General features: G+C 65.5%; 21 protein-coding genes. 7 read left to right on the forward strand and 14 right to left on the reverse strand.

Translation table 11 applies throughout. The annotated features are described in order from the left end of the window. Positions 1–18 precede the first annotated feature (18 nt). The 14 genes from NGR_RS10955 to NGR_RS32295 form a co-directional block, all read right to left on the reverse strand. Entirely contained in the window at positions 19–669 is a 651-nt protein-coding gene (locus tag NGR_RS10955; RefSeq protein ID WP_164924014.1) for a response regulator, read from the reverse strand. Further along, complete coding sequence (locus NGR_RS10960) at positions 641–4204, reverse strand: hybrid sensor histidine kinase/response regulator (protein ID WP_015888335.1); 3564 nt, start codon at positions 4202–4204, stop codon at positions 641–643. Before NGR_RS10960 ends, NGR_RS10955 begins: the two co-directional genes overlap by 29 nt. Positions 4205–4432: 228 nt before the next feature. Beyond that, a complete protein-coding gene (mctP, locus tag NGR_RS10965) occupies positions 4433–5941 on the reverse strand; it encodes a monocarboxylate uptake permease MctP (protein ID WP_015888336.1) in 1509 nt (502 codons plus the stop codon). After that, positions 5931–6107, reverse strand: coding sequence for a DUF3311 domain-containing protein (locus NGR_RS10970; RefSeq protein ID WP_014331092.1), 177 nt, complete (start codon positions 6105–6107; stop codon positions 5931–5933). The genes mctP and NGR_RS10970 overlap by 11 nt, the downstream gene beginning before the upstream one ends. A 207-nt stretch (positions 6108–6314) precedes the next feature. Beyond that, a complete protein-coding gene (locus NGR_RS10975) occupies positions 6315–6953 on the reverse strand; it encodes a L,D-transpeptidase (protein ID WP_015888338.1) in 639 nt (212 codons plus the stop codon). Positions 6954–6981: 28 nt separating this feature from the next. Beyond that, entirely contained in the window at positions 6982–8019 is a 1038-nt protein-coding gene (locus NGR_RS10980; RefSeq protein WP_015888339.1) for an EscU/YscU/HrcU family type III secretion system export apparatus switch protein, read from the reverse strand. Next, positions 8016–8804 (reverse strand): tetratricopeptide repeat protein, encoded by a 789-nt coding sequence (locus NGR_RS10985; protein ID WP_015888340.1) that lies wholly within the window; start codon positions 8802–8804, stop codon positions 8016–8018. Before NGR_RS10985 ends, NGR_RS10980 begins: the two co-directional genes overlap by 4 nt. Positions 8805–8866: 62 nt before the next feature. After that, a complete protein-coding gene (locus NGR_RS10990; RefSeq protein WP_015888341.1) occupies positions 8867–9298 on the reverse strand; it encodes a hypothetical protein in 432 nt (143 codons plus the stop codon). Continuing rightward, positions 9288–10631: a type II and III secretion system protein family protein gene (locus NGR_RS10995; protein WP_015888342.1), complete on the reverse strand. Its 1344-nt coding sequence runs from the start codon at positions 10629–10631 to the stop codon at positions 9288–9290. Before NGR_RS10995 ends, NGR_RS10990 begins: the two co-directional genes overlap by 11 nt. An 82-nt stretch (positions 10632–10713) precedes the next feature. Next, complete coding sequence (gene sctV / locus NGR_RS11000) at positions 10714–12858, reverse strand: type III secretion system export apparatus subunit SctV (RefSeq protein ID WP_015888343.1); 2145 nt, start codon at positions 12856–12858, stop codon at positions 10714–10716. After that, positions 12855–13190 carry a tetratricopeptide repeat protein gene (locus NGR_RS11005; RefSeq protein ID WP_015888344.1) on the reverse strand — a complete coding sequence of 112 codons (336 nt, stop codon included), beginning with the start codon at positions 13188–13190 and terminating at the stop codon, positions 12855–12857. The genes sctV and NGR_RS11005 overlap by 4 nt, the downstream gene beginning before the upstream one ends. Next, positions 13187–13561: a hypothetical protein gene (locus tag NGR_RS11010; RefSeq protein ID WP_015888345.1), complete on the reverse strand. Its 375-nt coding sequence runs from the start codon at positions 13559–13561 to the stop codon at positions 13187–13189. Before NGR_RS11010 ends, NGR_RS11005 begins: the two co-directional genes overlap by 4 nt. Before the next feature lie 25 nt (positions 13562–13586). Beyond that, entirely contained in the window at positions 13587–14495 is a 909-nt protein-coding gene (locus NGR_RS11015) for a SctD/MshK family protein (RefSeq protein ID WP_015888346.1), read from the reverse strand. A 124-nt stretch (positions 14496–14619) separates the two neighbouring features. Beyond that, positions 14620–14781, reverse strand: a complete 162-nt coding sequence (locus NGR_RS32295; RefSeq protein ID WP_162832834.1) for a hypothetical protein — start codon at positions 14779–14781, stop codon at positions 14620–14622. A gap of 402 nt (positions 14782–15183) precedes the next feature. Between NGR_RS32295 and NGR_RS11020 the strand changes: the two genes are divergently transcribed. From NGR_RS11020 to NGR_RS11050, 7 genes are read left to right on the forward strand one after another with little or no spacing between them, the layout of a single operon-like run. Next, positions 15184–15807, forward strand: a complete 624-nt coding sequence (locus NGR_RS11020) for a type III secretion protein (protein ID WP_240545086.1) — start codon at positions 15184–15186, stop codon at positions 15805–15807. Next, the gene (locus NGR_RS11025) at positions 15807–15992 is read left to right on the forward strand and encodes a hypothetical protein (protein WP_015888349.1); all 186 of its coding nucleotides are present in this window, start codon (positions 15807–15809) and stop codon (positions 15990–15992) included. The genes NGR_RS11020 and NGR_RS11025 overlap by 1 nt, the downstream gene beginning before the upstream one ends. A gap of 30 nt (positions 15993–16022) precedes the next feature. Then, a complete protein-coding gene (locus NGR_RS11030; protein WP_015888350.1) occupies positions 16023–16448 on the forward strand; it encodes a hypothetical protein in 426 nt (141 codons plus the stop codon). Then, entirely contained in the window at positions 16445–17248 is an 804-nt protein-coding gene (sctJ, locus tag NGR_RS11035; RefSeq protein ID WP_015888351.1) for a type III secretion system inner membrane ring lipoprotein SctJ, read from the forward strand. Before NGR_RS11030 ends, sctJ begins: the two co-directional genes overlap by 4 nt. Then, complete coding sequence (locus tag NGR_RS11040) at positions 17245–17931, forward strand: type III secretion protein (protein WP_015888352.1); 687 nt, start codon at positions 17245–17247, stop codon at positions 17929–17931. Before sctJ ends, NGR_RS11040 begins: the two co-directional genes overlap by 4 nt. Further along, positions 17928–18533, forward strand: coding sequence for a FliH/SctL family protein (locus tag NGR_RS11045; protein WP_015888353.1), 606 nt, complete (start codon positions 17928–17930; stop codon positions 18531–18533). Before NGR_RS11040 ends, NGR_RS11045 begins: the two co-directional genes overlap by 4 nt. Beyond that, entirely contained in the window at positions 18530–19876 is a 1347-nt protein-coding gene (locus NGR_RS11050; protein WP_015888354.1) for a FliI/YscN family ATPase, read from the forward strand. The genes NGR_RS11045 and NGR_RS11050 overlap by 4 nt, the downstream gene beginning before the upstream one ends. The last annotated feature ends 46 nt before the right edge of the window (positions 19877–19922 follow it).

Here is a 19922-nt window from a genome sequence, read left to right on the forward strand (position 1 = left end):
AGCACCATCGAGAACGCCCTATCCCGCATCGCGGGCGCTGGTCGACAGCAGCCGTTCGCACAGCACCGCCGCCTGGGTGCGGCTGACGACGCCGAGCTTCTTGAGGATCGCCGAGACATGCACCTTGACGGTCTGCTCGGCGATCTCCATCTCGCCGGCGATCTGCTTGTTGAGCTTGCCCTCGATGATCTTCGTCAGAATGCGCAATTGCTGCGACGAGAGCGAGGCGAGACGGGCGCTCATCGCCGCATCCGGATCGGCCGTCTCGGCCCCGACGCGCGGCGGCGTCCATATCTCTCCCTCCAGAATGGCACCGATCGCCCTCGCCATTTCGGGCAGGTCGAGCGACTTCGGAACATAGCCGGACGCACCAAAGGTGATCGCCTTCTGGATCGTCGCCGCGTCCTGCCTGGCCGAGACGATCGCCACCGGCAGGGTCGGATAGTGGGAATGCAGCAGGAACAGGCCGGCGAAACCATCCGTGCCGGGCATGGTCAGGTCGAGAAGGACGAGATCCACCTCCTGCCAATCGCTCGACAGCACCCCCAGCACCTCGTCGACCGAGCGGCAGGCGATCAATTCGAGGTCGGGCAGCACCGTGACCAGAGCGCTGCGCAAGGCTGCCTGGACCATCGGGTGATCATCCGCGATGACGATGCGCGTGCTCATGTACCTCCTCCCCATCCCGCTGTAACCCGGCGCCCTTTTGCAGGCCCACGGCATTCAGATATCGTCTCAAGGCCGCCGGTTTCACCGGCTTCGCCATGATCTCGCAGGCAAGCGCCTTCGCCTTGGCGCCGACCGCCTCGCTGCGGTCGGCGGTGATCACAAGGCCCCTTACCTCCCGGCCCCAGTGTTTGCGCAGCCTGCCCAGCACCTCGACGCCGGTCGTGCCGTCGAGATGATAGTCGACGAGTGCCAGATCTGGCACCTGGCCGCTGCAATTGGCAAGCGCCGTTACGTCGTCGCTCGCGACAATCGGCCGGTGTCCCCAGCGGGAGAGCAAGGCTGACAATCCCGCGCGTATCGCCTCGTCATTGTCGACGCAGAGCACAGTGAGTGCCGTGTGGCTCGCCACCGAGGGCGTTGCCGACTTTTCCGAAACGGTGGCCGCGGCACCCGCCGTTCCGCGCGGCACGGTGACGACGAAGCAGGTTCCCTGCCCCGGGCGGGAGCGCACTTCGAGGGGCAGATCGAGCAAGCGGCAGATGCGCTCGACGATCGCCAGTCCGAGGCCGCTCCCCTTCTCCCGCTCCTCGCCGGTGTCGAGCCGGCGAAACTCCTCGAAAATCTCCTGCTGGCGCTCCGGGGCAATGCCGATGCCGGTGTCGCGGACCTCGATGCGCAAGCTGTCTCCGCGCCGCCGGCATCCCAGGAGAACCCTCCCCCTGGGCGTATAGCGTATGGCGTTCGAGAGCAGATTCTGCAGGACGCGGCGCAGGAGTTGCGGGTCGGTCCGGACCGAGAGCGTCGAGGCAACGACCTTGAGCGTCAGGCCGCGCTGGCGCGCCAAAGCGGAGAATTCCAGCTCGAGCTGGGCGAGAAGCGAGCCGACCGAAAAATCCACGGGCTGCGCCCTGACCGCGCCGGAATCATAGGACGAAATGTCCAACAGCTCGTCGAGCAGCCGCTCCGTCGATGAGAGCGCCGCTGCCGCATTCTTGGCGAGCGCCCGCTCCTCCGTCCGCAGGTCCTTTTCGGCTGAGTCGGGCTTCAGGCGCAGGCTCTCGTCGAGCGCCGCCAGATAGAGCCGCGCCGCGTTCAGCGGCTGCAGCAGGTCGTGGCTTGCCGCGGCGAGAAAGCGCGTCTTGCCGATATTGGCGCGCTCCGCTTCGGCCTTGGCCTGCTCCAGCGCCTGCGTGCGCTCCTGGACACGCCGCTCCAGTTCCTCATTGGCGCGGCGCAGCCCCGCCGCAGCCCGATGCCGCTCGGTCACATCGGTATAGGTGGAGATGTAGCCGCCCGCCGCCATGCGGTCATAGGCGATTTCCAGCACCATGCCGTCCGGCCGCTTGCGTTCGTAGACATAGGGCCAGGATTGCGTGGCGAGGTCTCGGTTGACGAGCAGTGCCTTGAGGTCCTCGGCGTCGTATTCGCCCCGCTCGCGGTTGAAGTCGACGAGTTCTGCGAGCGGCAGGCCGACGCGGATCAGGTCCCTCGGCAGGTCGAGCAGGGTCAGGAAGCGGGCGTTCCACGCCTCGATGGCGAGGTTGGCGTCGAAGACGCAAATGCCCTGCGGCACGCTTTCGAGCGCCCCTTGCAGGAGCTTGCGGTTGAAATGCAGCGCCTGCGATGCCTCGTCGAGCATCCCCACGGCCGCCTTGCGCGACAGCGAGCGGCTTTCGAGCGCCGCGGCCATCACCACGCGGGCCGACGCAGCGCCGAGCGCGCCGGCAATGAGGTTCTCGGTGAAGCGCATCGCTTCCGTGTCGGCAAGCCCGTCATTGCGCGCGCGGCGCTGTTCGACGAAGTCTTCGAAGGCGGAGGCGCTGCGCTCTGCGCCGACGAAACGCGCCGCGAACGTCTTGAGGTCGTCGAGCCGCGTGACGAGCGGCAAGGAGGCGAGCGGCGGCGGCGCCGGGGTCCCTTCGGCGAAGGCCTCTGCCTGGAGGCGCTCGAGCGGCGAACGATCGGCCAGCAGGGACACGGCCGCAAAGACCAGGAGATTGGCGCCAAGGCTCCAGAGCGTCGCATGCGAAATCGGATCGAGGCCGGCAACCCCGAAAAGCGATTGCGGCCTCAGCCAGGCGAGCCCGAAGGGCCCGTTGGCGACCAGGGCGTCGACGGCGGGGACGAGCGGGGCAATCGAGGGAAGGAGCAGCGTGTAGATCCAGAAGGCGAAGCCGATTGAGATCCCGGCCACTGCCCCCGCCCCCTTGGCGCGCCGCCACAGCAAGCCTCCGAGAAAGGCGGGGCCGAACTGGGCGATCGCAACGAAGGAAAGGAGCCCGATGACGGTCAGCGGATAGGCTTGGTCGACCAGCCGGTTCATCATATAGGCGAGCAGCAGGATGCCTGCGACGGAGACCCGCCGGACCAGCAGCAGCGCCGAAGGCGACGGCCAGATCGCGCCGCTGCGACCGACCAGGCGCGAGCGCAGGAGAAGCGGGACGATGACGTCGTTGCAGAGCATCGTGCTCAGCGCCACCGAGGCGACGATCACCATGCCGGTTGCCGCCGAGAAGCCGCCGAGGAAGGCGACCAGCGCCATCAGGGGCGCATCGGCGGCAAGCGGCAGCGAAATCACGAAGGTGTCTGGGTTCACCGTATCGGCAAAGCGGGCGACGCCGGCCATCGCGATGGGCACCATCAGGACGCTGAAGACGATGAGATAGGCGGGGTAAAGCCAGGCGGCGGCGCGCGCCTGCGCCAGCGATTGGTTCTCGACCACCGCGACATGGAACATGTGCGGCAGGCAGAGGAAGGAGATCGCGGCGATGATGGTGTTCGATATCCAGGTGGGGTCGGCAAAGTCCGGCGCCAGCAGGGACTCCATGCGCGGATCCGCTTGCGTGCGGGCGATGAGGTCGCCAAGGCCGTCGAACATGCCGAAGACGATGAACAGCGCGACGATAACGAAGGCCGACAGCTTGACCAGGCTCTCGAAGGCGATCGCCGCCATCAGCCCGCGGTGATGCTCGCTCGCATGGATGTGCCTGACGCCGAACATGATGGCGAAGAGCGCCATCGAGGCGGCGACGGCCAAGGTGCTGTCGCCGCGGATCGGCCGGGTGCCTCCGGGGGCGGCGACCGGCGAGGTCAGGATGTCGAAGCTGGTGCCGACCGCCTTCAGCTGCAGCGCAATATAGGGCAACACGGCAAGCAGCGCCGCCATGGTGACGAGCGCGGCCAGCGCCTGGCTCTTGCCGTAGCGCGCCGCGATGAAGTCGGCGATCGAGGTGATGTTCTGGCTCTTGGCGACCGTGACGATCCTGGCGATCAGCCGCTGCCCGAAGACAAGGACCAAGGTCGGACCGACATAGATCGACAGGAAATCGAAGCCGCTCAAGGCTCGCCCGACCGAACCGTAGAAGCTCCAGGAGGTGTTGTAGATGGCAAGCGTCAGCGCATAGCCGAGCGCCGCCAGCCACTCGCTGGGCACCGCCAGGCGACGGCCCGTACCATGCCGATCCGTCCACCAGGCGATCAGGAACAGGATGACGACATAGGCTGTAGAAACGGAGAGGACGACCCAACCGGGCATGGCACCTCGCTGCCCAACTGCGTGATCCGAGCAAGAACACGCAGCAATTCAATCTGCCACAACGCCTTTTGCGGATCCGGTCGGACGCGCGGCGCTTCGCGCGGCACCGCCTTCGCCGCCGCTATCGGTTCATTGCATATCGCCTGCCGGATGGCAACGCGGGGCGAAAGCCGGCGCCGACGAATGCGAAAAGCAATAAGGGGCCGACCTCCGGCCGGCCCCTCAAACTTAGCCGCGCGAGTCGGCTTCGGCGACCGTCAGGTCGTCGTCGGCGCTGTCTTTCGCCGGCACCACGAGGTTGACGACCACCGCGACCGTGACATTGAGCGCCAGCGCCAGAAGACCGGTATAGACCGAGACGGTCACTCCGTCGAAGGCCAGCGCATGCAGCGGCTTCAGCCCGTCCGACCAGACGAGGGCCGAGCCGCCGATGAAGCCGGCTGCCCAGCCGGCCAGCAGCGCCGGGGCCCGGAACCAGCTGGTGTAGAGACCGAAGACCAGGGCCGGCAAAGTCTGCAGGATCCACAGGCCGCCGAGCAGTTGCAGGTCCAGCGCGAACTGGGTCGGCAGCAGCAGGATGGCGACAAGCGCCCCCACCTTGACGAGCATCGAGGTGATCTTGGCGACCTGCGCCTCGCCGGCGGCGGTGACGTCAGGGTTGACCCAGACCTTCCAGAAGTTGCGGGTAAAGAGGTTCGCCGCGCCGATGCTCATGACCGCCGCCGGGACGAGCGCGCCGATGGCGATCGCCGAGAAGGCGAAGCCTGCGAACCAGCCCGGGAACAGCGTCTTGAACAGCGTCGGGACGACGTCGTTGTTGCTTTGGAGCTGCAGCCCGGCAGCGTGACCCATGTAGCCGAGCAGCGCGAGCAGGCCGAGGAGCAGCGTATAGGCCGGCAGCAGAACCGCATTCTTGCGGATCGTGTTTGCGCCCGACGAGGCGAAGATGCCGGTCAGCGTGTGCGGATACATGAAGGCGGCAAGCGCCGAACCGAGCGCCAGCGTCACATAGGGAACGAGCTGCGCCGGATCGAGCAGGATGCCGCCCTTGCCCTTCGCCTCGAAGGCCGCGTCGGCCGCCGAAAAGACGGCGCTGTAGCCGCCGAGCTTGGAGGGCACGACGATGATTGCCGCGAGCACCACGATATAGATCATGATGTCCTTGACGAAGGCGATGAGCGCCGGCGCCCGGAGGCCGGACGAATAAGTGTAGAGCGCCAGCACCAGGAAGGCGAGGACGATCGGCATTTCGCCGGTCAGCCCCAGCGCCTTGATCGCCACTTCCATGCCGATGAGCTGGAGGGCGATATAGGGCATCGTCGCGATCACGCCTGTCGAGGCGACCGCAAGCTCGAGAGCGCGCGAGCCGTAGGTGCCGCGCACCACGTCGCCGGCGGTCACGTAGCCGCGCTCCTTCGCCGCCTTCCAGAGCAGCGGCATAACGGCGAAGACCAGCGGATAGACGATGATCGTGTAGGGCAGCGCGAAGAAGCCGTAGGCGCCGATCGCATAGACCAGCGCCGGCACGGCGATGACCGTATAGGCGGTGTAGAAGTCGCCGCCGACCAGGAACCAAGTGATCCAGGTGCCGAACTTGCGCCCGCCGAGACCCCATTCGTCGAGGTGATCGAGCGATTCCGCCCGGCGCCAGCGCGAGGCGAAGAAGCCCATTGCCGTGACGAGCACGAAGAAAAAGATGAAGACGGCCAGCGCCGACATGTCGATGTTAGCCGTCATGACGCACGCTCCTGTAGACGAAATAGGTGAGGAGCGAGGTCAGCGGCACCCAGGCGAGCTGGTACCAGTAGAAGAAGGGAAAGCCGAAGAGCTTCGGCTCCTCGAAGTTATAGAAGGGGACCCATAGCAGCCCGATATAGGGCGCCAGCAGCAATAGACGTATCACGTTATCCTCCCGCGATGTCTGGACTAAGCGGGATGAGGAAAACTGTGTGCGGTTTCCCGCCCGCCTCCCGCTCGAGCTATCGATGGCCACGTGATCCTCGGCACGTGTGTCTCTCGAATAGCTCCAAACGCCGCGCCGCGGCCTCCCTACTTTCGCTCCGGCGCCCCCCTACTTTCGCTCATTCCCCGCTCGCGACTGGAGCCGGCGCTACAGCACGATCACCTTGGCGCCGATTTTCACCCGCTCGTAGAGATCGATGACGTCGTCATTGGTCATGCGAAAACAACCCGAGGAGGAGGACCGGCCGACGCTTTCCGGTTCGTTCGAGCCGTGGATCCGGTAAAGCGTGTCGCCGAGATAGATGGCGCGCGCACCGAGCGGATTGTCGGCGCCGCCGGCCATGTAGGCCGGAAGTTCCGGCCGCCTGGCGCGCATGTCGGCGGGCGGGCGCCACTCCGGCCAGGCGCGCTTGCGGCTCACCATTTCGGTTCCGTGCCAGCCGTAGCCTTCTCGCCCGACGCCGACGCTGTAGCGCAGCGCCGTTCCGTGAGGCTGGACGTAATAGAGGGCGTAACGGCGCGTATCGATGATGATCGTTCCGGGCGCTTCCTGGGTGCGGTATTTCACCACCTGCCTCGGCAGGAACGCCCCCGGCGCATGACGCGGCGGGTAGGCCGGCGCCGACATCAGGAACTCGATATAGCCGCTGTCGATCCAGACCCGCTTGTTCTTCTTGTCGAGGATCGGCGGCCAAGGCTGGTCCGCGGTCGCCTGCGCGACGGTCGGCGCCAGGAGAAGGAGAAGAAGCAGCGCCCGCAGGAACTGCATTTTCGACAAATCCGACATGTGAAGTCTCCTCGGACGTTGCGGGCGTTCAAATCAGACCGTTGGCGACCAGGGCATTCGCCACCTCCTGGAAAAGCCGGTCGGGAACCGGCGCCCCGATGGGTGTCTTGCCAAGCTCGGCGGCAAGCTTCGCGTCGGCCATGAAGGGAATTGTCCGGCTTCTCGCCTGGGCTCGCATCGAGGAGGCCGCCGGGCCGAAAGCTCGACAGACGACGATCGGCACGGGCGTTTCGTCGCGCACATAGCGTATGCCGACCGACACCGCCCCCTCCTCACCGATCAGCAGCACGGCGCCCGCAAGACCGGTCTTCGTCGTTCCAAGGAGACGCGCCAGTTTGCGGCGCTCCTGCCTGATGAGCGGGTCGCCTTCCGTGTCCTTGTGTTCGCGCTTGCTCTCCGACCGGGTCATCCGCATCTCGCGCAGGAACAGCCAGCGCTGCAGGAAGAGATCGACCGCGCCCATGACGACAAAGGCGGCGATGGCGATGGATGTGATGGTCTTCAGCATGGAGAGCGACGTCGCATGCAGGCAGGCAAAGCCGCAGGTCGGCGACTGGAACAGCGATCCGAGCCCGGCATGGAAGACGACGGCAAAGGCAATGGAGAGCGCCGCGATCTTGAACAGCGCCTTGCCGAAATCGACGACGCTCTTCAACGAGGCGATCCGCTTCAGCCCCGATGCCGGATTGACACGGTTGAAATCCGGCGCGAGCGGCTCGGCCGAAAAGACGAAGCCCTTGGTGATCGCCACATTGGTGGCGAGAATGGCGACGATCGTGATGCCGAGGATGGGCAGCACCGTCGTCCAAAGCGCATCGGCGGCAATGGTGCTCAGCCGGTACCAGACATCGGCGAAGGGGCGCTCGTAGATATGCGACGCCTCGTCCAGGAGCCGCTCGATCTTCACCTGCAGGCTCGGCGCGACATAGAAGAGAAACAGGGTGGAGAACAGCACGACGATGCCCGAGACCATGTCCGGGCTGTGCATCACCTGGCCTTTCCGGCGCGCGTCCCGGATCTTCTTGTCCGACGCGGGAAGCGACTTCTCCTCGCTTGTTTCGCTCACGTGACGCCGTCATCCCTGGACGACGCCAGAAGACCGATCTCCTGCGCACGCTTGGCAACGTCCGGGATGGCGCGCAGCTTCGCCGCCTTCGCCAAAATCTGGCCTTTCTGCCGCGCGGACATCTCGGGCACGGCGACGGAGCGCGCCTTTTCCGTTTCGCCGGCCATGGTCAGGACGATCAGGTAATTGACGAAATGGCGCCGTTCGGCGAGCGGCGAACCCACGACGCCCGTCATATGCGTGACCGCCTGCGTCAGGTTGTTCGAGAGTGCTTCGGCAAGCGCCAGATTTGTCGTCGTATCCAGGTTGGCGGGCTGCAGCGCCAGCGCCCTCGAAAAGGCACCCTCCGCCGCTCCCCCGTCGCCGCTGAAAACAAGCGCCGTTCCGAGGCGGTTATACGCCACCACCGAATTCAGCGCCTCGGCGGCCGGCGCCAGGCTTCGTGCAGCCGACTCGGCCTCGCCCTTCTGCAACTGGGCGGTGCCCAGTCCAAGCAGGGCATCGGGGTCCTTCGGATCGATCTCGAGCGCGGCGCGGAAGGCTTCCTCCGCCGCCTCGGCGTCGCCCGCCTTGAGGCGCGCATTGCCGAGGCGGACGCGCATCGATGCGTCGTTCGGCGCGTTGACGGCAGCACGCTCGTAGAGCGCCAGGGCCGTCGCGCTTTCGCCCTTCGCCTCGATGCTTTCGGCAACGCTCAACAGCTTCGTCTGGGCGCTCGCCTGCTTGTCCTTCTCCTTGTCGGCAGGAACCGTGGTGCAGGCGGAAAGCGCCAGAAGCGCAGCCACGGCTGCGATCCCCCGCCCCATGCTACGCCGGCGACGGCCGGAACTCAGAATCGACCACGCCTTCATTCTACCTCCGTCTCATTGGTCGCATTGCGGTGGTTACCTTCACCGTAGCGATCGATGTAGGTCTTCGCGGCGCGCGCCACCGGCGCCGCCATCGCCGGCCCCATTTCGCGGCCCTTGAGCAGGTGCCGCTGATCCGCAGCCATGAGCTGCAGATTGAGGTTGTTGGCACAGCCGGACGGCAGGTAAAGCGGCTGGTCGGCGGTATCCGGCGTGATGCAGGCATCCGGCACCAGCGTCTGCGTCTCGGTCGTGTCGTAGCCCTTGCGAACGAGCCCGCCCTTCGCCGGCGGGGCGCCGTGCATCGACAGATAGCTGTAGTTCGGAGAATAGGGCTGCGGATGCGAACCGCTGCAGCCTGCCGGGATGAGCAGGGCTGCGATCAGCGTGGCGCGGGCCATCGCCCCTCCCGAGGAGATATCATTCGACATAGAAGCCGTATCCCTTGTTGACCGCCGGTTTCGCCTTCTTGCGCGGCGAGGTAATCGCACCGGCGGGGCTGTCCAGCGGCGTCTTCATGTTTCGCTCGGAGGTGGGCGTCACCAGATACGGGGTGATCAGGATGACGAGTTCCGTCTCGTTGCGCTGGAACCGCTTGGATTTGAACAATTCGCCGAGGATCGGCACGTCGCCGACGACAGGCGTCTTGTTCAGCGTCTGCGACTCCTGGCGCTGGAACAGGCCGGCGATCGCGAAGGTCTGGCCGCTGCCGACCTCGACGGCCGTGTCCGCCCGGCGGATGCGCAGCGACGGTACCACCAGCCCGCTGATCGAAACGACACTGTCCTGCGATACGCTGCTGACCTCGGGACGCACTTGGAGGGCAATGCGGTTGTTCGGCAGCAGCGTCGGCGTGAATTGCAGCGACACGCCGAACTGCTTGTATTCGATGCCGATCTGACCATCGCCGGCCGGCACCGGAACCGGTATCTCGCCGCCGGCCAGGAAGCTGGCGGTCTGGCCGGTGACGGCGGTGATGTTGGGCTCCGCAAGGATCGTCAGGATGCCGTTCGCCTGCAGCGCGTCGAGCAGCACATTGACGTTCACATGGTCGCCGCGCGCACCGATGGCGATCCCGGTGTCGTCCTCGTTGCTGGCCCCGCCGGTCCGGACAATGCCGAAGGAGAAGGAGCCGCTGTTGACGAAGAGGCTCCAGTCGATGCCGAAGCGCGTCAGCTCGTTGCGGGCGACCTCGGCGAAGCGGACGCGGATATTGACCTGGTTCGACCCGGCAATCGTCGTGTTGTTGAGCGCCGGCCGATCGGGTGTCGAATAGCTCTGCAGGACACTTTCCATGTCCATCGCCTCGCCGACATTGCGGGTCTGGCCGGTGCCGACATATTGCCCGCCGAACAGGCTGATATCGACCCGGGTGGTCGGCTGCAGCGCCAGCGCCGACTGCTCCGCGGCCCTCGGATTGCCGCTGACGCGAACCTGCACGGTGCCGCGCGTCATCTGGTCGGCGCTGAGAGCGATGAGATTGGTGTCGCCGGTCTTCGTCGCGTAGATATAGACGACGCCGGGCGAGACGACGCGCACGTCGGCGATCGCCGTGTCGGCCAGAAACACCGACTCGACCGGCTCGTCGAAGCGAAGGATCGTGCCTTCCCCGACCGTCAGCTCCAGAACCTGGCCGTTTATCGCGTCGACCTTCACCTGGGCGCTCGCCGAAGGCAGCGCACAGTGGACCGCAAGCACGGTCAGCAAGATAAGCAGAAAGACTTTCCCCGTCCGGACAGGACGAAGGCTTCGCAAGACTAGCATTCCACTCCCTATTCGTTCCCCGCGCCCCGCGCCCCCGCGCAGGCAAGACATGAATTCTTCTCGATCTTCTCCGCCAGCGACCTCATGGGCGACCGTCGACTGCGAGTTCCGGCACTCCGGAGACCGGAAGCGCGATATAGCCGAGGCATTGGACGCTGAACTCCGCTGCGATCTCCTGGTAGGACAGAACCGCCATCTGCACGTCGTGGCGCATCAGCAGGTTTCGGATGTGCCGACGAAGATCCATCGAGGTCAGGATCGCGGCGCGCGACTGCGCGCCCGCCTTCTCCCGCCGCTTCTTGAGCTCCTCGAGGATCGGTGCCGCCAGGCGTTCCGGAACCGCGCCGGCCGGACCGCTATTCTTCTCGACCGCCGCTCTGAGCTCGTCCTCGAACGGCCGTGTCAGCAGATAGGCCGAAACGATCCGGTTGCTGTCGGCGAGGCGAAAGCAGATCTGCCGCCCGAGGCCCGCCCGTACATGATCGGCGAGCGCCTGCAGGTTCTGGATCTGCGCCCCACGTTCGGCGATCGTCTGGAGAATGATACGCATATTGGTGATCGGAACATCTTCCTCGATCAGCCTGCGCAGCACGTCGGAGAGCCTCTGCGCCGAGACGACGTCCAGAACCTCCTTGGTCAGATCTCCGAATGTCCCCTCCAGCCGGCCGAGAAGCGCCCGCGTTTCCTGCGCGTCGATGAAGTCCGGCGCATAGCGGCGCAGTACGCGCTCGACGAGCGTCATCACCACGTCCGCCGCCTCGCAATAGCCGACACCGGCAGCGTCGAGGGCTGCCGCATGCGACCTGTCGATCCAGACGAGCTTCAATCCCATCAGGTCCGGCTGCGTCACATAGGGGATCGACAGGATGTCGAGGTCGACGGTTTCATCCCAGGCCATCAGATGATCGGGCAGGAGCGCGCCATCGACGACGGGAACGCCCTCGAAATCGATGCGAAACTCGGCCGTCGCGAGCCGCGCGTCGGTCAGCCGGCCGATCGCCGGAACGCGGATGCCGAGGTCTTCCAGGATCGCCTCGGCGAGGCTTTCGGTCCGTTCGGCGAACAGGGGCGGAGGGAGACGCTCGCCAAGCCCTTCCCCCATCGTCAGAGTGAGCCTATGCGCCATTCCGAGATCCGAGCCGGCACCCGGCAGATTGCCCGCTATGTGATCGACGACGCGCCCCCCGGGGGAAACGGGGCGGGCTTCGCGCCGGTTCTGAGCAGAACCCGTAACCTCTTCGGCCGCCTGACGTTTGCGGGCAGCGTAGGCGAGCAGCCCGGCCAGGCCGGCGAGCGGCCAGAACACGATCAGCGGAAAGCCCGGAACCAACCCGAAGCCGAAAAGGATCGCCGCCGCCAGCGCCAGCGCCCGATCGCTCGCGCCGAGCTGACCGAGGATTTCGGAGCTGAGGTCCTGCGGGCGCCGACCGGACGGCACGCGCGTCACCACCGCCCCTGCCGCCACCGCCATCATCAGCGCCGGTATCTGCGAAATCAGCCCGTCGCCGACCGTCAGCAGCGAATAGGTATGCGCCGCCTCCCCGACCGTGAGCCCGCGCTGCAGCGATCCGATCGCCAGCCCGCCGATGAGGTTGATCGCGATGATGATCAATCCCGCCACCGCGTCGCCCTTGACGAATTTCATCGCCCCGTCCATGGCGCCGTAGAACTGGCTTTCGCGTTCGAGGTCGTCGCGTTTTCGACGGGCTTCCTGCTGGTCGATGTCGCCGCTGCGCGCCTCGTTGTCGATGCTCATCTGCTTGCCCGGCATCGCGTCGAGCGCGAAGCGGGCGCCAACCTCGGCGACGCGCTCGGCGCCTTTGGTGATTACGACGAACTGGGCGATGGTGATGATCAGGAAGACGATGAGCCCGACCAGCACGTCGCCGCCGACGACGAAGGATCCGAATGCCGCGACGATCTGACCGGCATCCGCCTCAGTCAGGATCAGCCGCGTGGTGGTGATCGCCAATGCAAGCCGGAAGAGCGTGCCGAGCAGGATGATCGACGGCAGCGAAGAGAATTGCGCCGGGCTCGAAATATAGAGCGCGCCGACAAGAATGAGCAGGCTGTAGAAAAAGTTGAAGCCGATCAGCATGTCGACGAGAAAAGTCGGCATCGGGATGATCATCATGGTGATCGCCAGCATCACCACGGCCGCGACGACGATGTCCGACCGCCGGGATGCCGCCCTGGCGAACTGGTTGACCGCGGCGATCACGCTCATTCCGCCGCCCTCGCCCGAAGGTAGGCCTCGAACGCCTCGCGGGCCCGATCCTTGTCGCCGCGCAGCCACTCCGCCTTGCTCCTCAGCCGCTGAAGGGCTGGATCGATGGCCTCGGATATGTCCTCGATCCGATCGATGGCGGCGATCGCACGCGGGCCGGCGCCGGATTCGGCGAATGCTTCGGCCAGCGAATGCAGCACCGGGACATTGTCCGGCGCCATCTTTGCCGCGAGCAGAAGAAACACCAGGCCGCGCTCGTGATGGCCGGCGCGACAGTAGAGCGAACCGAGCGCATGAAGGAATTCGAGGCTGTCTGCGTGGCGCTCAGTCAACTGCTTTGCGCCTGCATGAGCCGCTGCTGCAGATCGCGTCTGCTTTCGATCTCGTCGTTCAGCATCGATGCGGTGAGGTTGCGGATGTCCTCGTCGAGATCCAATCCGGGCAAGACCTCCCGGACGATATAGGCCAGGACCTCCTGGGAACGCGACAGGTCGAACAGCGTCGCATTCGAAAGCCTGGCCCGCTCGGCCCCGCCCGCCCGGACATTGCCGGCCGACGTCCTCTGGCGGGCCTGGCGGATCGATTGCAGGAGCCGCGCGTCGAACTCCTGCGGCTGGCTTCGTCCGGCCGCCTCCGGTCGCAACGACACCGCACTCGACTGGCCGCGGCTGCGATTGTCGTGTCGGCGGACTTCGATGCTCATCCTGATGCCCCCTCTCGTCGCGCCTCTAGAAGCGGAGGACGAATTCTTCGCCTTGCCGCGCCGCCGTCAGGCTGCTGTCACGGATATCCTTGATGTACCAGCCGTCCTCGAGTGCCGCCCCCTTGTAGAGACGCGCCCCGTCGGCGCTGATCGCATAGGGGGTGTCGCCGAACCAGATGGCCTGAAGGTGGAACTTCGGCGCGCTCTGCGGAGCCGCCTCGCCGACAAGGCTGGTGAGGACATAGCTGGTGCCGTAGGTGCGGTCGAACCAGGCCTGGACCTCGCTCCACGGCTTGCGGGCCGCGTCGTCGACGGCACCGGAAACGGAAAACCGCGTCCCGTCGGCCTCGATCTTCAGGTCCGACAGGCCGGTCTCGCGCAGCCTTGCGGCAAGCGCCGCCGAGACGTCCTGCGGCGAGGGAGCCGAGGAAGCGATCGTTCCGGTCGTCATCGCCGTCGCCTCGATACCCACCGTGGAAGGCCGGTGATCGACCTCCGCAACCCCGGCCTGCACGGCCGCTATGGTGAGAAGCGAGAAAGCGGCGACGCCGCCGAGCATCCAGCTGGCGCGCGAGGACTTTTCCGCCTTTCGGCCGGCTGCTTCCCGCATTGGCCGGGAAAGGTTGAGGCGCGCACCGCCGAGCGTCACGGTCACCGGGATCCGGACCTGCAGCCCGTGACCGACGGGAACGGTCGTGTCGTCCACCACGAGATCGGCGCCGATCGCCTCGACCATGACCTCGGAGCCGGCAAACTGCAGGCGCATGTGGTGCGCCGACACGTCGCGGTCGCTGAGCATCAGGTCGCAATCGGCGCCCGAACCGATCAGATAAGCGCCCTTTTCCAGGGGCAGGGAGACGCCGCTGTGAACGCCCTTCAGGACATCGAGCGTCAGAGGCGTGGCCGAATTCCTCAAGACCAGATTGGATGCCATGGAACTATCACCTCGCTCGCCGGATAGCCGAGACACCGACGCTGCGCGCAAGGCGCAGCCCGGTCCAAGTCAGGATCTTTACGAATGGGATGAGGGGCGGCCCGTGGCCGCCCCTCGGGCTTTCTTAGCCGTTCGGACGCTGCTTTGCGGCGTCGAGCGCGACCTTCTTTTCGGTCGTGATCTCGGTGATCTTGGCGGACTTGTCGATCGCCTTGTCGAAGGCGTCCGTCATCTTCTGGATCGAATTGTCCGAGGTTTGCGTACCGCCCACACCGGAAACTGCCATTGTCTTCTCCTTGATAATTCGGCCGGCTTGCGAGCGCAGCTCACACCGCCGGCATGCTTTCCTTATCGAGTCGACTACCCTCCATCGGGCGCAGCAATGGTTAAGGTCGAAGTTCTGGAATGACAATTTGCAAGAGCATCACATAATATTTCTTGCTGTAATATATCGTGATATCAAACGATTTAATCGCCATGAAATCGCTTATCCCTTGTATTATAATATTGGTATATAGTTTATCTCATAACGTGTTCCAGATTTTGCTTGTTTAGCTATTGGCGTTGCTATCGATTTTACCCAACTGCGAGTTGCGTGTGCCGACCTACTGTTATAGCTTTCAGCCGCTCGATGCGAACGATCGGAACGTTTGCCATGAAAATGGTCATGTTCACCGGGAGACTCTGCGTGTTTGCTATCGCTACATTAGCAGCCACAGCTGCGAGTTTCGCGGAAGCACCGCGGTGGTATGACAGCCGATACAGCTATGTCCTGATCAACCAGGATGTTCGCGACGCGTTGAAGGAGTTCGGCCGCAACCTGTCCCTTCCCGTCGTCCTGTCCGACAGGATTCGCGGCCAGGTGCGCGGCGAAATCCGCGCCGCTACGGCAGGCGACTTCCTCGACAGGCTCACCCAGGCCAACGGCCTCATCTGGTATTTCGACGGGTCGATCCTGCATATCAATACCAGCGACGAGTTCTCGACCCAGATCATCGATATAGGCAGGGCGAACGGCCGGTCCGTCATCGACGAGATCGAGCGCCTCGACCTCATGGACGGGCGCTTTTCAGTGCGCGCCACCACCAATGCGCCGGCGCTGCGCGTTTCGGGCCCGCCGCCCTTCATCGCCATGGTGAAGCAGGTTGCCGCATCCGTTCAGCCGCCGCCGGCGACACAAGTGGACGATCCGCGGGTGCGGATCTTTCGCGGCGGCCAGCGCGACGAGGTGACGGCGGATCTGGTCGAGACGGATCGCCAGGCGGCCCCCGCCAATCGCAAGAAAACCAAGAGCCCAGCAGGAGAGCAATGATGGCCGGTCCCTTAGCCGCGACGACGCAGACGCCCATTCAGACCCAGAACGTCGACCCTTCTCAGGCGCAGTTCGACGAAGCTCTGCAGCAAGCCATTGCTGGCGGCGGCGGGCAATTGATTGCTCAGGAAATGATGAAGATCGCCCAGGAGGTTCTGAACGAGGCGATGGCCGACGAGGAATAGTTCCCCTTCATGCCGACAGGAGACGCAACCATGACGGTTGTTCCACCAGTTGAGAATGCCTTCGTTACCGCCCCTGCCCCGCAGGATTCCATCCCCATTGCCTCGCAAGGCCTGTTCGAGCACGCGGCGCTCAACGCCGGGTCGCTGCCGCATGGCGCAAGCCCGGCGGATCTCGGCCGAACGGTCGTCGACAACCTGAAAGGCTTCGTCGAGCGGGCCGGGAAATTTGCCAATGGCAGCGCGATTCCTGCCGAGCCGGGCCAATCACCGACTTCGTCATCGTTCCTTCCCTTGCCGGGCGGCGACGCCAATGCGGCGCGGACGCCGGATAGCGATGCCGGACGGCTCGTCGAGACCTTGGGACGGGTCTTCGATCATGCGATCGAAACGCAGATGGTCGTCCGCGGCCCGACGCAGTTCACCAGCGCGACGCTCACGCTCGTCAAGGGTCAATGAAGAACTCCTGGCCTCTCCCACGGCTCGTGCGCGGCTTGTGGCTCGCGCTGATCGTCGTGACGCTGCAGGCCTGCAGCGTCGACCTCTACACCAATCTCGACGAGCGCGAGGCCAATGAGATGGTCGCCACGCTGCTCTCGAAGGGCATCGCGGCAGGCCGCGTCGTGCAGAAGGACGGTAAGCTGACGGTTACGGTTGATGAGAATGAGTTCTCCGAGGCCGTGACCGCACTCAACATGGCGGGCCTTCCCAAGCAGAAATTTGCGACGCTCGGCAGCGTGTTCCAACAGGAGGGGCTCGTCGCCTCGCCGGTGCAGGAACGCGCCCAGATGATCTATGCGCTGAGCGAGGAGCTTTCCCGCACCGTTTCGGAAATCGACGGCGTCCTGTCGGCGCGCGTCCACGTCGTCCTGCCCGACAACGACCCGCTGCAGCGCAACGCCATCCCCGCCTCGGCCTCGGTGTTCATCCGCCACGAGGCCGGTCTCGACGTCAACCCGCTGATCCCGCGCATCAAGACATTGGTCGCCAACAGCATTTCGGGCCTCACCTACGAAAAGGTCTCGGTCGTGCCCGTTGCGAGCCAGCGCGCGCGCGAGCCGGTTGCCGGCGGCGCCGAGCTGACCTCATTCCTCGGACTCTGGATGCTGCCGGCGAGCGTCGCCAAGGCGAGATTGATTTTCGGCTGCCTCCTCGGCTGCCTCATCGCGGCGGTCGGCTGCCTCGGCTATCTGGCGTGGCGTAGGCAGAGCCGGCGACGCAAGGTCTATCAGCTGCAACCCTATGGTCCGGCGAAATGACGGGTCCTTCGCTGGCAGAGGGCTCGGCGAGTGACGATCCCAAGGGCGCCGATCCCCAGGACGTTTGGGCGATTTTCCAGACGGCACCGGCCCGCCTCGTTCACCCGCGCCATGTCGTTCACGCCTATGACGAGACAATCTCCATCGAAGCCGCGGCGAGGCTGCAGCAATCCGACCGGGTGCAGCGGCCGCTCGCCCGCCTGGTCCGAGAAAAATACCGGCTTCCGGACGCCGGTTCCTGTCCTGAGCCGGCAGAGGGGGATCTCGAACTCCTGAGCTTGCCGCCGGAGCGGGTGGAGCAACACAGCCGTCTGGCGGGCGTCGTGTTCTGGAGCCATGTGCTCGCCGGTGAAATCCGCAATCGCGAGGTCGCCGAGATGAAGTCGCGGATCGGAGACCTCGCCTTTCAGCTCGCCCTTCACAACCGCGATCTGGCCGCCGGCCATCCGCCGCCGGGCGACCTCGACCTGTTGATGCAGGCGATCGAAACCGACGGCAGGAAATGCTGGGGGAGCTGGCAAGCCTCCCTGCCGGAGCCGCTGGCGGCGTGGCTGCGGCTCAGAGACGAGACCGACGACCATAGCGCGTTTTCCGCGCCGGCCGATGCGGAGCGGGGTGCCGCGATCCTCCGGCGCCTCGCGCAGGACAAGACTATCGATGCGGCGGCGAGGGAGATCGGATGAACGAGATCCCTTCGGGTCCCACCAGAAAAATTCTCCGGCCGGCCGAAGCAGACCATTGGCTCGATGGCTTCGCTTTTCTGGAGGCGGCGAAAGCCGAGGCGGACCGGCAGCTCGCTGAGCTGCGAGACCGCGTTGAGGAGAGCAGGAAGCAGGGCTACGAGGCCGGGCGGGTCGAGGGCGAACGGCAGGCGGCAGCCCTGCTCCTGAGGACCACCGCGGACGTCAATGCATACTTGGCCGGCCTCGACCGGCAGATCGCCGAGCTCAGCCTGGCGGTCATCGAAAAGTTGCTCGGCCGCTTCGATCAGGCCGAGCTCGTCGCCAGACTGGCGCAGCAAGCCCTGCAGTCGTTCCGCCACGAGCGCGACGTGACGATCACCGTTGCTCCGGCTCTTGCCGAGCGCGTCGCCGAACTGGTGCAGCGGGAGAACAGCAACGAGACCCTGAAGATTGCCGTGCTCGCCGATCCGCGGCTCGACGGCAGCAAATGCGTGCTCGCCAACGCCGTGGCGGTCGTCGATGCGGGGCTCGACACGCAACTGTCGGTGATCCGCGCGGCACTGCTCGGCGCCCGATCCAGCCACTCGGAAACGGCCGCATGAACGAGCATCTGTCGACCGATCCGGGCGACCTCGTCCGGCGGCTGCGGGAGCGGGCGCTCGGCAGCGAGACACGGCCGCTGCATGGCCGCGTCCGACGGATAACCGGTATCATCGTCCACGCCACCGCGCCGATGGTCCGGATCGGCGAACTCTGCCACCTGAGGGACCCCGTCTCGGGCGCGACGGTACCGGCGGAGGTCGTCGGCTTCGAGGAAGAGGAAGCCGTGCTGACGCCGATCGGCGATCTGGACGGCATGTCGACGCGCGCCGAGGTCATCGCTACCGGCAGGACCCTGCAAATCCCCGTTTGCGACGACCTGCTCGGCCGGGTCGTCAACCCCTTGGGCGAAATCCTCGACGTCTCCGACGAGCGGGCGATCCCGGTCGTCACCGACACCTATTACCCGACGCACCGGCCGCCGCCGCACGCGCTTAGACGCGATCTGATCACCGAGCCGCTGCAACTCGGCATTCGGGCGATCGACGGGCTGCTGACCGTGGCGCGCGGTCAACGCGTCGGCATTTTCGGCGAGCCGGGTGTCGGCAAATCCTCGCTGCTTTCCGCCATCGTCCGCGGCACGAAGGCCGACGTCATCGTCATCGGCCTCATCGGCGAGCGCGGCCGCGAGGTGCGGGAATTCATCGAAGGGCAACTCGGCGAAGAGGGGCGCCGTCGCTCGGTCGTCGTGGTTGCGACCTCCGACCGGCCGGCCATCGAACGGGTGAAAGCCGCCTATGCGGCAACGGCGATCGCCGAATATTTTCGCGATCAGCGGCGCGATGTGCTGCTGCTGATGGACAGCGTCACCCGTTTCGCCCGCGCCCAGCGGGAGATCGGTTTGGCGGCCGGCGAGCCGCCGACGCGCCGCGGCTATCCGCCGTCGCTCTTTGCCGCCCTGCCGCGTCTCCTGGAGCGCGCCGGTCCGGGGCAAGGCGGCTCGATCACCGCCCTTTACACCGTGCTGACAGAGGGTGACGGCACGCTGGACCCGGTTGCGGAGGAGACGAAGGCCATTCTCGACGGGCACATCATGCTGAGCTCCGCTCTCGCCGAGCGGAACTTCTTCCCGGCCATCGACATCCTGAAAAGCCGCAGCCGGCTGATGGAAACGGTCGCCGGCAGGACGCACCGGGACCACGCCGCCCGTATCCGCACGCTGCTTGCCCGCTACGAGGAGATCGAACTCTTGCTGCGGGTCGGCGAATACGAGCGCGGTGCTGACGCCCTTTCGGATGAGGCGATCGACAAGCGCGACGCCATCGAAGCCTTCCTGCAGCAGTCGGGCGACGAGTTTTCCCCGCTCGAGGCGACCGTCGAACATTTGAGGGTGTTGGCTGGATGACCCGGAAAGGTGATTTGCTTCACCTCGTTGTATTGAGGGCGATGCG

This window comes from Sinorhizobium fredii NGR234 (assembly GCF_000018545.1).
Taxonomy (GTDB): domain Bacteria; phylum Pseudomonadota; class Alphaproteobacteria; order Rhizobiales; family Rhizobiaceae; genus Sinorhizobium; species Sinorhizobium fredii_A.

Excerpts from the sequence above, each read along its gene's own strand:
- NGR_RS11015 (WP_015888346.1), bottom strand. The coding sequence starts at position 14,495 with ATGGCATCCAATCTGGTCTTGAGGAATTCGGCCACGCCTCTGACGCTC.
- sctV (WP_015888343.1), bottom strand. The coding sequence starts at position 12,858 with ATGAGCGTGATCGCCGCGGTCAACCAGTTCGCCAGGGCGGCATCCCGG.
- NGR_RS11010 (WP_015888345.1), bottom strand. The coding sequence starts at position 13,561 with ATGAGCATCGAAGTCCGCCGACACGACAATCGCAGCCGCGGCCAGTCG.
- NGR_RS11040 (WP_015888352.1), top strand. The coding sequence starts at position 17,245 with ATGACGGGTCCTTCGCTGGCAGAGGGCTCGGCGAGTGACGATCCCAAG.
- NGR_RS10960 (WP_015888335.1), bottom strand. The coding sequence starts at position 4,204 with ATGCCCGGTTGGGTCGTCCTCTCCGTTTCTACAGCCTATGTCGTCATC.
- mctP (WP_015888336.1), bottom strand. The coding sequence starts at position 5,941 with ATGACGGCTAACATCGACATGTCGGCGCTGGCCGTCTTCATCTTTTTC.
- sctJ (WP_015888351.1), top strand. The coding sequence starts at position 16,445 with ATGAAGAACTCCTGGCCTCTCCCACGGCTCGTGCGCGGCTTGTGGCTC.
- NGR_RS11030 (WP_015888350.1), top strand. The coding sequence starts at position 16,023 with ATGACGGTTGTTCCACCAGTTGAGAATGCCTTCGTTACCGCCCCTGCC.
- NGR_RS10955 (WP_164924014.1), bottom strand. The coding sequence starts at position 669 with ATGAGCACGCGCATCGTCATCGCGGATGATCACCCGATGGTCCAGGCA.
- NGR_RS10975 (WP_015888338.1), bottom strand. The coding sequence starts at position 6,953 with ATGTCGGATTTGTCGAAAATGCAGTTCCTGCGGGCGCTGCTTCTTCTC.
- NGR_RS32295 (WP_162832834.1), bottom strand. The coding sequence starts at position 14,781 with ATGGCAGTTTCCGGTGTGGGCGGTACGCAAACCTCGGACAATTCGATC.
- NGR_RS11025 (WP_015888349.1), top strand. The coding sequence starts at position 15,807 with ATGGCCGGTCCCTTAGCCGCGACGACGCAGACGCCCATTCAGACCCAG.
- NGR_RS11050 (WP_015888354.1), top strand. The coding sequence starts at position 18,530 with ATGAACGAGCATCTGTCGACCGATCCGGGCGACCTCGTCCGGCGGCTG.
- NGR_RS10990 (WP_015888341.1), bottom strand. The coding sequence starts at position 9,298 with ATGTCGAATGATATCTCCTCGGGAGGGGCGATGGCCCGCGCCACGCTG.
- NGR_RS10995 (WP_015888342.1), bottom strand. The coding sequence starts at position 10,631 with ATGCTAGTCTTGCGAAGCCTTCGTCCTGTCCGGACGGGGAAAGTCTTT.
- NGR_RS11045 (WP_015888353.1), top strand. The coding sequence starts at position 17,928 with ATGAACGAGATCCCTTCGGGTCCCACCAGAAAAATTCTCCGGCCGGCC.